Origin of the sequence: uncultured Gimesia sp., from assembly GCF_963976445.1 — a bacterium.
In the GTDB taxonomy this organism is placed as follows: Bacteria; Planctomycetota; Planctomycetia; order Planctomycetales; family Planctomycetaceae; genus Gimesia.
Genome location: NZ_CAXBKP010000010.1, coordinates 109,219 through 120,274 on the forward strand (window position 1 = coordinate 109,219; position 11,056 = coordinate 120,274).

Sequence of the window (11,056 nt, forward strand, 5' to 3'; positions counted from 1 at the left end):
AAGTCTGAAGCAGTTTTGAGTGTTTCGTGCGACAATAAAAAAAGCTCTGCCGAGGTATCTCGACAGAGCTTTCTGTTTCAGATCATTTGTTGATCGAAGATTATTCTTTCAGATCATAGCACATCAGAACATCCTGTTCTCGCAGATACAGCTTTCCGCCGCAAACGACAGGATGAGCCCAGGCTTTCCCTAAAACCTGATCTGCTTTGAAGCTGCCTTTCAGTTTGTACCCTTCAGTCGTTGCTTCGATGAGAGCCAGATCGCCACTTTCGTAACGGAAAATCAGGTGGCCATCGGCGAGGGTCGTTGCAGCTGAGCCTGATCCTTCGCCCCGAATTTTATCTTCTTTTTTGCCCCAGATAACCTTACCTGTTTTCAGTTCAACACAGATTGGAAACCCTTTGCCGTGTCCATGTCCACAATAGATATGATCTTTGTAGAGGATCAGGCCACCATGGTGATTTTGCAGCGTTTTCGGATCAAGAAAATAAACTTCTTCGGCTTTAATCCCGTCACCCTCTTTCGAAAGTTTCACCAGAGCACTGCCTGTTCCGTATCCAGTTGAAGTGAATACATAGTCTCCGGAAACAATCGGGGTTGGAATATTGGCGACGCCGTTAGCAACCGGGTTGTAGTTCCACAACAATTTTCCATCACTGGCACGAACACCAATCAGCCCACGGCCGGTGAGTTGGACATATTGCTTCACGCCACCAGCATTTGAAATCACGATTGAAGAATAGCCGGCACCGTCTTTCCCTTTTTCGCCCAGGTCAGAGACGGATGTTTTCCAGACTTCTTTTCCCGTCGTTTTATCCAGTGCGACCATCATCGCTTTTTTCCCACCGGGCGTGCAGATTACCAGGTCGCCATCGACAAGGGGCGATTCCGAAAACCCCCATTTGGACATCATCTTTCCGTCCCATTCTTCTTCGAAATTTTTCGTCCAGATGATCTCCCCATCTTCAACACTAAGGCAGGAGATCGCGCCATTGGAAGAAACCGCATACAGTCGATCGCCGTCAATGGAAGGAGTGCAGCGTGCGCCGGGATATCCATGTTTGGGGTTCAAATCCACCAGATTTGTCTTCCACAAAATTTTTCCATCATCAGTATTGATGGCAATCACAGCCTGACCATCTGGAAGATTTCCCGTAGTAAACAGGCGATTGTCCTTGATCGAAACGCTGGCGTATCCTTTTCCCAGACCAGTTGTAGTCCAGACCAGTTTGGGGGGAGTCGCATTCCAGTCTTTGAGTAGTCCTGTATCAGAGGAATGGTTCAGGCGATTGGGGCCTCGCCATTGTTCCCATGACTTTGAAAGTTTCGTGGGCTCAGCCGCTTTGGATGACAGGGGAAGTCCGCAAACCAGCAAGGCTCCCAGGAGCAGGCGAACGGGCATTGAATAACTCATAGTCAAATAGTCCTTTTGTGAGATCTTATAGACCAGGTGGGGAATTAAATTCGAGATTCTCGCAGCCGCTTTCTGCTTGTGGGAATTCAAAAAACAGGGCGATGGCCTCTTGGGGGTAAGATACGGGCACACGACTCATAATTATATGAGTCTATTCAGGTCGCTGCAATCTACGTCCCAAAGATTCCTAAACAGGAAGCAGCGGATTCCATTCTCAGCGAAGAGGCTAGGATGAGGGAATGCGACTAATCCAACCCGTTTGAGACATGTCTCAGCAGACGGGAGTTATCCGGAGTGTTCTAAGGCATCCTGAATCTTGTTGCGCAATTCATCTGGCGAGATATCGGTAATCCGGAATACTTTCAGGCCCGCCGTTTCCCCTTTGTATAGCTCGATTTGTGATCGTTTCAGTTGAAGTCCGTCTTTGATCACTTTCAGCAGGGCTTTGTTCGCTTTGCCCTTTTCCGGTGCCTGTGTGACACAGACTTTGAGCCTGCCGTCGTGAATCCCTTCAATGCGGTTCTTACTGGATTTGGGTTGCGCGCGAACAGGAAGCAGAACCGCCGCGCCATCGAATTCAAGCTGTATGTCTATTGTCACGTCGCATTCTCAATTTCCTGGTTCTGATTCCAATCCTTCATACAGAGCGCTCCCGATGCGTACTAACGTTGCCCCTTCTTCGATGGCCACTTCAAAGTCACCACTCATGCCCATCGAAAGTTCCTCCAGCGACACCTGCGCAGGGGACATCGCCTGGAGTTGGTCGCGCAGCTGCGATAATTCTCTAAAAACAGGGCGGGCCAGTTCCGGATCGGTCGCGTGTGGTGCCATTGTCATCAATCCCGCGATCGTAACGTGAGAGACTGCACAAACGGAATTCCAACTGGCTAAGAGTTCGTCTCTGGAGAATCCTTTTTTATTCGGCTCGCCGGAAAGATTGACTTCAACCAGCGCTCGTGGTTGTAAACCGGATTCTGCGGCGATGCGATCAATGGCCGTCAGTAACTTCAGGGAATCAACCGAGTGGATCAGGCTGCTGTGCTGGATGGTGCGTCTGACTTTATTACGTTGCAGCGGGCCGATGAAATGCCAGTGTAAATGATCGGGGAGCAGCATAGCCCGTTCTTCCAGTTGTGAAGTGCGGCTTTCACCCAGGTGAGTCGCCCCCAGTTCAATCAACGCGGAAACCCATTCCATGCGGGCATATTTTGTTACCGCGATTAATGTGACTGACTCTCGGGAGCGTTTCGAACGTACGCAGGCCGCATTGATGCGGCTTTGAATCTGTGCGTCGTTTTTTTGAATGATGTCAGTTTGGTCGTCCATTCCCGGGTTTTCCACAGCTGGGGGCAAAAGTCTCTATATCCGTTAAGCGGGGTCCGTTAAGCGGGGTCCGTTAAGCAGGGTTCGTTGATCAGGATTGAATGTTTCTATAAAGAGGCAGGCAATCATACGTTTGTATTTTGCCTGAAATCAACTGATCGCAAAGAAAACTGGTAGCGCTTAGGTAATCATTTTTCCCAGGAACCTGACACCATACTCCCAGAAATGTTCTTCTTCAATTTCCTTCTGCCTGACGATCTCCGAACGGAACCAGGTAACCTGATCTCCCTGTACGGGAACTCCTACGTGGATTGACTTCTGAAAAATAGGTAGGGGGTAAATGAAAGACAGGCCGGATTGTGAAATAGAGCGGGACCAGACTTTGATTGTGTTAAGTTTGCCCTCTTCAGCATACTCTTCATCAGGAATGGAAATCCAGACAACCCCGCGGAAGTTTTTACGCTCATGAGCACGTTTATTTGAATAATGGAGGCTCATACGTTGATCGAGACGATCCAACGTATCCAGAACGCGCGAAATGGCACGGTTCTGCTTCTCAGTATATTGTTCCAAGTTAATGAGGCTCATTGGCCGTATCCACTTAAAATAAGTCAGGTTAAATACAGTATTCAACCGAGATGATTTGCTGTTTAGGTCAAGGTTTGTATATGTCTTAGTTAACGCAACTATATGTCTTGTTTAAAGCCAGTCAAACCCCTCCCCAAGCGAATCAATAGATTTGCATCAATTCGTGCTATGTTGCGTATAATAAACGTTTAGTTTTCAACAGTTTCCAGTTTATCCAGAAATGTTTGCAGGCTTGTCGCTTCTTCATTTAAACATTCAATAAACTGTTCAGCAGCCCCACCATTTCCGGAATCGATGATCTCTTTGACGGCTTCTTTCAGTTTTTGGGTAGGCGTGAACAGATCCAGTGATTTCCCACTGGAAGCGGTATTGGGAGCCCCCATTGCCATGTCTTTGAGAGTTGCTTCCAGTTCATCCTGGTCGAGAGGTTTGAACATGATCTTCGCCACGCCTAACTCTTTTGCCAGTTTAAGACGTTGGACGTCTTTATCCTGCGAGTTCTTTTCCATGCGTAACGCGGTCATCACAATAAACTGGGGAGGGTCGAGTTGTCCCTCGTCGGTAAAACGTTCCAGATTTTGTGCTTCCTGGAAGAGATCCACTCCATCCATGCCCCGCATCATCAGGTCTGAGACCACGATGCTGATATCATTGTCTGTCTTCAGATAATTCAAAGCCTCGTAACCGGATGTGGCCGAGACGGCCGTATAGCCAAACTTTTCAACAAGACGTGAGTGGAAGTGGCATGTGTAACCAACATCATCTACTACTAAGATTTTCATTTTATTGCCTTTGGGTTAAACCTACATGCTCAGATGATGATCAAACATTGCTACACTCTTGAGCCTTCAATACCTTTAATTCAACGACAAGTTGTGCAATTTCTTTTTCAAGTGAACCGAATTTGATCTGGGATTCATCTAATTGTTCTGATTTTCCATCATTTTCCAATGACTGTAGCAGGAGATAGGGTTCCAATTTTGTATAGTTTCCCACGGTTCCCTTGCAGGCATGTGCTGCTTCTGCCAATTCTTGAGAATCATTATTTTCAACGGCCTGTTGAATGTCATTCATCTGCTGTGGAACATAGCTGAAGAACAGTTCGATCATTTCAGCGAGAAATTCGACATCTCCCACCGCCATGTCAAGAACCTGTTCCCGGTTAATTAATCGCCAATGCCCTTTAGTAGATGCCAAGTTTAAACTTGTCATAACTCAATACCTTTATCCTGTGATGTACGCGTCAAAAATGATCAATGCTGAACCACAGACATTGAACTAACAGCGCAGACTCTGACTTTGAGAATTAAATCAGCAGGCCTAAAATAAAGGTTAGGTTCTCTTTTTGAGAGAAACCAACGCTGATCATCAACAAGACAAATTGGAGGGGAGTTTTTATATCGATCCTGACGGGTGTAATGCTTGATCGAAAAGAAGGGGCTATGATATAAGTGTTTTCTGTATGTGGGTAGGTATTAGTACAGTGCTGCTGGTCGCAAACCTGAGGTAAATTGCCTACGGATTGCGACAGTTGTTTTCCGCAAGAAAACAAAGCCTTAGATTTGAAAGTCGTCATTTCCGGTTTGGGAGTGTGCCAATTCATCAAGAACTTCTCTGACGAGTGACTCCGGAATGTCTTTGAAAACTTCCACGCGTCCAATACAGGTAGGAAGGACAAACCGCAGTTTTCCGCCAACGGTTTTCTTATCCAGTTTCATGCGGTCAATAATTTCGTCATTCACTAAGCGGGTTCCTTCAGGCAATGAAACTGGTAACCCCAGCGCCTGCAGAAGCTGAATCTGACGTTCTGTTTCCTGATGCGCGATCAAATTGAGTTTTTCTGCCAGATCACTGGCGTAGACCATCCCAATGGATACAGCTTCGCCGTGCATCAATTCTCCATAGCCGCAGAGTGCTTCAAAGGCATGGGCAAACGTATGACCGTAATTCAAAATGGCCCGTAAACCAGTTCGCTCATGCTCGTCCTGTTCAACCACTTCCGCCTTCAACTCACAACTTCTGGCAATCACTGTTCTCAACACTTCGGGCGATCGTTGATTCAATCCTTCAATATTCTGTTCGAGATACTGAAAGAATTTTGAATCCAGGATAACACCATATTTTACGATTTCCGCGAGACCACTGCGATAATCTCGCTCGGGAAGTGTTTCAAGAGTCGAAGTATCAATGAACACACCCAGTGGTTGATAGAAAGCACCGATGAGATTTTTCGCTTGCGGATGATTCACGCCGACTTTCCCCCCCACGGAACTATCGACGTGTGCCAGTAACGAAGTCGGCACTTGTACGAACGGCAGTCCACGGACATACGTTGCAGCGACAAAGCCTGCAGCATCCCCCGTCACACCACCACCAACCGCGATTAAGACTGTCTGACGATCCGCCTTCAGTTCTACCAGTCGGTCATACAGGCTGGAAATGACGGCCAGAGATTTCGATTTCTCACCGGCTTCGATGATTGCTGTTTCCCACTTCCAGCCCTTTGCTTCGAGGCTTTTTTCGATTTTGGGAGTATGTAGCGCTGCCAAGTTCCGGTCGGTGACAATAAACGCGGTTTTGTTGCCTTCTGCTACCGAGTTACGAAACGCCGGATTGTTATTCATCCAAGTTTCCAGGGCGTCAGCAAACTGATCGAACTGGTTACTTACAACAGAAATATGATAACTGCGCGGCCCCAGAGCGACATTGACATCGAAACTATCTGACACGTTGTATCCTTCATTATGGTAAAATCAGGCAAGTTACTACGCCGCTCTTGCGAAATCGGTCTTATGTTCTGCCTTATCATCGGTGAAATATGGTCCTTCTATCCTAGCTTTGGGCCGCCTTGAAGTCACGCCGGATGGTCCTGAAAACCGGGCTCCGATCACGTTTTTTGAGGTGAGGACGTGACAATTTCACACTGTTTGCTAAAATCATTTTGAACATGATCAAACCAATCGACAGTCAGATTCAGTCGATGCAGGATCTGGTTCCCGTTTTAAGCCGAAACGAAGGATTCGCAGCTGTGGTTGCGGCTCTCCAGTCAGGCCAGAGCGGGACAATTGACGGAGCCTGGGGAGGATCGTGCGCGCTGACAGCGGCAACGATCGCAGAATCTCTCAAATCGACCGTACTAATCATCCTGCCTCGCTTAGGGGAAATTGAAGAATTCAGCGGTGATCTTGTCAGTTTTCTGGGAAGAAATCCCGAAATATTTCCTGCCTGGGAAACACTGCCCGATGAACATGACGTGGCGGACTCGGTTTTTGGCGGTCGTCTGCGAGTATTAAATCAGTTAATGCAGACTGAACAAACTTCCGACAGTCACCCGCAAGTGATTGTGACCTCGTTTCCCGCTTTACTGCAGCCGGTTCCCAGTCGTCAAAAACGTCGCGAAGCGACTCGCACCATCCGGGTGGGGGATGAAATTGATACCGATCCGTTTATGAGCTGGCTCATCGAACGCGGTTTCGAACGAACGACTGCGATCGAACTGCCGGGCGAATTCAGTATGCATGGCGGTATTCTGGACATTTTTTCGCCAGATAGGACGCTCCCCATTCGTATCGAATTTTTCGGCGACGAAGTCGAATCCATCAGACAATTCGATGTCGAAACACAGAGAACCGTCGAAACCTGCGAACAGGTTGATCTGACTCTGATTTCCCCCGTCTCTGCCGCTGAGGAACAGTCACAACGCCCGACACTGGCCAAGGATCTGGATGAGAGCGCTTCTGAAAGTCTGCTGGACAATTTACCGGATCATACCTGTATTATTCTGGTTGAACTCCCGGAACTGATTGATGAGGGCAAACGTTATCTGGATCGCCTGGAAAATCCAAGAGGTTTATTCAGTGTGCCAGCGACGATGTCCCGCTGCACCGATTTTCCAACAGTGACCATCGCCCCTATTTCTGCTGAATCGACGGAGATATCTTGTCATTTACAGATCGAATCAATTGAGCGTTTTTCGCGCGCCAAGTCGGAAATGATCGAGGAATTAGCTTCGATAACCAGTCCTCAGGATAGAGTTGTTATCTGTTGTCATAATCAGGGGGAGGAGGATCGTCTGCAGGAAATATTGGCCGAGTCCGAATTGGAAATCACCGGACGCGTGACAACCTGTATCGGCAATCTGGCATTAGGCTTTCGGATCGTGCCCGAACATCTGGTGGTATTGAGTGATCATGAGCTCTTCGGGCGCGCCGACATTCGACACAAGCCGCGCAAACGCAAAGTCGAAAGCCGGGCCATCGACAATTTTCTCGACTTGAATGTGGGAGATTTTGTCGTGCATCTGTCGCATGGCATCGCCCGTTTCAAAGGCCTGGAGCTCCTGGAGAAAGATGGCTGTCGCGAAGAACATCTGTCATTGGAATTTCGTGAAAAAGTGCAGATGTATGTGCCAGTTTCTCTGGTTCATCTTGTGCAAAAATATATCGGGGGAGGAAAACATATTCCTCAACTCTCCAAGTTGGGGGGCAAAAGCTGGGCTAACAAAAAGGAAAAAGCGGAACAGGCCGTGCGGGATATGGCCAGCGATATGTTGCGAATGCAAGCCATGCGTTCTGCACAGCCTGGCATTGCCTATCCACCTGACAGTCACTGGCAAAAAGAATTTGAAGCTTCGTTTCCGTACACAGAAACAGCCGATCAACTGCATGCCATCAATGATATCCGGCTTGATATGGAGCGGCCTCAGCCGATGGATCGTTTGATCTGTGGTGATGTTGGATATGGCAAAACAGAAGTAGCGATTCGGGCCGCTTTTAAAGCCATTGATTCAGGCAAGCAGGTTGCTGTGCTGGTTCCCACAACTGTTCTGGCAGAGCAACACACGCGAACTTTTAGTGAGCGGATGGCCGATTACCCTATCACCATCGAAGGTCTTTCGCGTTTCAAAACAAAAGCGGAACAGCGTAAGACTCTGGAGGGTATGGCATCCGGTAGTGTCGACCTGGTGATCGGCACACATCGATTAATTCAGAAAGATATCAAGTTTAAAGATTTAGGCCTGCTGGTTATCGATGAAGAACAACGCTTTGGTGTGGAGGCCAAAGAAAACCTGAAGCATCTCAGATTGCAGATAGATGTGCTCACGTTGAGCGCCACCCCGGTGCCGCGGACGTTGCATATGTCGTTACTGGGAATACGCGATATTTCTAATTTGACCACAGCGCCCCGTGATCGAGTTCCGATCGAGACCCGGATCTCCCGTTTTGATCCTGAACTGATCCGGCATGCGATGGTGCGTGAATTGAATCGGAACGGGCAGGTTTATTTTGTGCATAACCGTGTCCACGATTTACAGAAATATGCAGACCGGATTCAGCAGATTGTTCCCGAAGCCAGTATCGGGATCGGGCATGGGCAGATGAAAGAATCAGAACTCGAAGCGGCGATGTATGATTTCGTGTCCGGCAGGATTGATATCTTTGTCTGCACAACCATTATTGAAAGTGGGTTGGATATTCCGAATGCCAATACGATGTTCATTCACGATGCCGGCAATCACGGTCTTTCGGATCTGCATCAGCTGCGCGGACGCGTGGGAAGATCGCATCATCGCGCCTATTGTTATCTGCTGTTACGCGATGGACAGATTTTGACGCCGGTTGCTGCAAAACGATTAAAGGCCATTGAAGAATACAGCGAGCTGGGGGCCGGGTTTAAAATCGCAATGCGCGATCTGGAAATTCGTGGTGCCGGCAACATTCTGGGAACGGAACAGAGTGGCCATATTTCCGCGGTGGGCTATGAATTGTATTGCCAACTACTGGAAAACGCCTGTAAAAAGTTAAAAAACGAGCCACTGCGGGAACACCATCATGTCGCCATCGATCTGCCTTGTACTGCGTATCTGCCTTCCGATTTTATCCCCCCCGGCCGAATCAAAATCGAAATATACCGCAGATTGTCCGCAGTACGTTCCCTGGAAGAACTAACGGAACTGGAAACAGAAATTGAGGACCGCTTTGGTAATATTCCACATCCTGCGCGACAATTAATTATTTTGAAAGAATTACAAATCCTGGCGCAGCACTGGCAGGTGGATCGCATTCGGCTGGAAGATAACTTCGCTGTTTTAGGCTATCGAGATAAAAATCACATCCTGGCTCTGGCCAAAAGTAATCAGAAACGGATTCCTGTTCGCATTGTCGATCATAAGTCAGCATATATTCCCTTGCCGGTTTCTGCCGTAAATACGGAAGCAATCATGTTAGAGCTCAAATCGGTATTGCAACAAAGTTTTGATCCGGCCTATAATCTCGCACCATCGTCCTGACAGGTTGGAAAACGAGTTGATCTTCGATTTATTTTCAATCTTTTTGGATGGTATTGATAGTGGATCAGTCATCTTTCCCTTCCTTACATTTCCTTGTAATTCTGACTGATAACAGTATCGCCCTTAGATTGTCTCTCAAATTCCCGAATTTAGTAATTCATTCATCAGCTGCAGGATGCATCTTGATGCGCTACGCGCAAGTATATATTTTGTTTCTTGTTTCGCTTGGCATGGCAGGTTGTGAAACTACTCCTAAAGTAGACAACCCTGTGCTGGGACCGCCACCGCCGCGCCTGGAATCTGCGCTGAAGCAACAGAAGCTGAGACACGCTGAAATTGCCAGTCGAACGAATGACAGGCAGAATATTCTGGAAGGGGATTTCGAGGATTCCGGCAATCCCTTCGAAACTCCGGTGATCACCGCTTCCACCACTTCGACCGACAGCACTGTTGAAGAAACAGATGACTTTCTGACCGATAGCACGGTCGTTGCCATGGTGAATGGAACACCTCTGTTTGTGTCAGATGTAATTGGTATCTACGATTTTCAGCTCAAACAGGCAGAGCAGAGAATGCCGCCTGAAGAATACAAGAAATTACGCCGTGCTCTGGTGAAACGTGATCTGAAAGGACACATTGAACGCCAGCTCCTGATTCATGAAATGAAGAGCACACTTAAGAAAGAGCAACTGGAGCAGTTGCAACAAGTTTTGGCAAATGCCTTTGAAGAAGAACGAATCCCCGAATTGCAAAAAGGGCTGGGAGTGAGCTCTCCGCAGGAACTGGAAGAAAAACTCAACCAGCAGGGACGTTCTCTTTATCATGAAAAAGAGCTGTTTATGAAACAGCAATCTGCCATTCAGTTTATGCAGGTGAAAGCAAAAGCAGCGAATGATTATAGCCGTGAAGAAGTACTTGCACGGTATAAAGCAAATATCAAAGAATACGAAGTACCGTCCAAAGTGCGTTGGCAGCGTGTCCGAATCACCTATGCCAAGCAGGGGGGTAAGGATAAGGCTGTTGGTCTATTAGATGAAGTGATTCATAAACTTCAGGCTGGAGACGATTTTGGCGAACTGGCCAAAAAATATTCCGATGGAACACGTGCTGAAAAAAATGGTCAATGGGGTTGGACACGTCGAGGCAGCCTGGCAGAGCCAGAAATCGAAACTGCACTGTTTGAACTTCCGATTGGACAAACCAGCCAGGTCTTTGAAACAGCAACTTCATTTCAAATCGTAAAAGTGAATGATCGGAAAGAGGCAGGACACATTCCTTTTGCCGACGTCCAAGGCAAACTTGAGCAATCGATGATTACCGAAGCTCGCATGAAAGCCACAACAGATATTTTAGAGGAACTACACGCGAAAGCGATAATCGAAACGATGTTTGATCTGGATGAGGAAGATGCAGAATCTACCAATCCTGCGGTTCAATAAAGC

At 47.6% G+C, this 11,056-nt stretch carries 9 protein-coding genes; 2 read left to right on the forward strand and 7 right to left on the reverse strand.

Going from position 1 to position 11,056, the window contains the following annotated elements:
- Nucleotides 1–100: 100 nt before the first annotated feature.
- From AAC022_RS13265 to aroB, 7 genes are all read right to left on the reverse strand, one after another.
- Nucleotides 101–1,414 (reverse strand): PQQ-binding-like beta-propeller repeat protein, encoded by a 1,314-nt coding sequence (locus AAC022_RS13265; RefSeq protein WP_339731623.1) that lies wholly within the window; start codon nt 1,412–1,414, stop codon nt 101–103.
- Nucleotides 1,415–1,699: 285 nt separating this feature from the next.
- Nucleotides 1,700–2,014, reverse strand: coding sequence for a DUF167 domain-containing protein (locus AAC022_RS13270; protein ID WP_339731624.1), 315 nt, complete (start codon nt 2,012–2,014; stop codon nt 1,700–1,702).
- Between the two features lie 9 nt (nt 2,015–2,023).
- Nucleotides 2,024–2,740 (reverse strand): YggS family pyridoxal phosphate-dependent enzyme, encoded by a 717-nt coding sequence (locus AAC022_RS13275; RefSeq protein ID WP_339731626.1) that lies wholly within the window; start codon nt 2,738–2,740, stop codon nt 2,024–2,026.
- Between the two features lie 177 nt (nt 2,741–2,917).
- Nucleotides 2,918–3,325, reverse strand: a complete 408-nt coding sequence (locus AAC022_RS13280) for a PilZ domain-containing protein (RefSeq protein WP_339731628.1) — start codon at nt 3,323–3,325, stop codon at nt 2,918–2,920.
- 188 nt (nt 3,326–3,513) lie between these two features.
- Complete coding sequence (locus AAC022_RS13285) at nt 3,514–4,107, reverse strand: response regulator (protein ID WP_339731629.1); 594 nt, start codon at nt 4,105–4,107, stop codon at nt 3,514–3,516.
- A 40-nt stretch (nt 4,108–4,147) separates the two neighbouring features.
- Nucleotides 4,148–4,537: an Hpt domain-containing protein gene (locus AAC022_RS13290; protein ID WP_339731630.1), complete on the reverse strand. Its 390-nt coding sequence runs from the start codon at nt 4,535–4,537 to the stop codon at nt 4,148–4,150.
- Between the two features lie 344 nt (nt 4,538–4,881).
- The gene (gene aroB, locus AAC022_RS13295; RefSeq protein WP_339731633.1) at nt 4,882–6,054 is read right to left on the reverse strand and encodes a 3-dehydroquinate synthase; all 1,173 of its coding nucleotides are present in this window, start codon (nt 6,052–6,054) and stop codon (nt 4,882–4,884) included.
- Between the two features lie 218 nt (nt 6,055–6,272).
- Between aroB and mfd the strand changes: the two genes are divergently transcribed.
- Together mfd and AAC022_RS13305 are read left to right on the forward strand one after the other, a co-directional pair.
- Nucleotides 6,273–9,614 carry a transcription-repair coupling factor gene (mfd, locus tag AAC022_RS13300; RefSeq protein WP_339731634.1) on the forward strand — a complete coding sequence of 1,114 codons (3,342 nt, stop codon included), beginning with the start codon at nt 6,273–6,275 and terminating at the stop codon, nt 9,612–9,614.
- A gap of 185 nt (nt 9,615–9,799) precedes the next feature.
- Complete coding sequence (locus AAC022_RS13305; RefSeq protein ID WP_339731635.1) at nt 9,800–11,053, forward strand: peptidylprolyl isomerase; 1,254 nt, start codon at nt 9,800–9,802, stop codon at nt 11,051–11,053.
- Nucleotides 11,054–11,056: the final 3 nt, after the last annotated feature.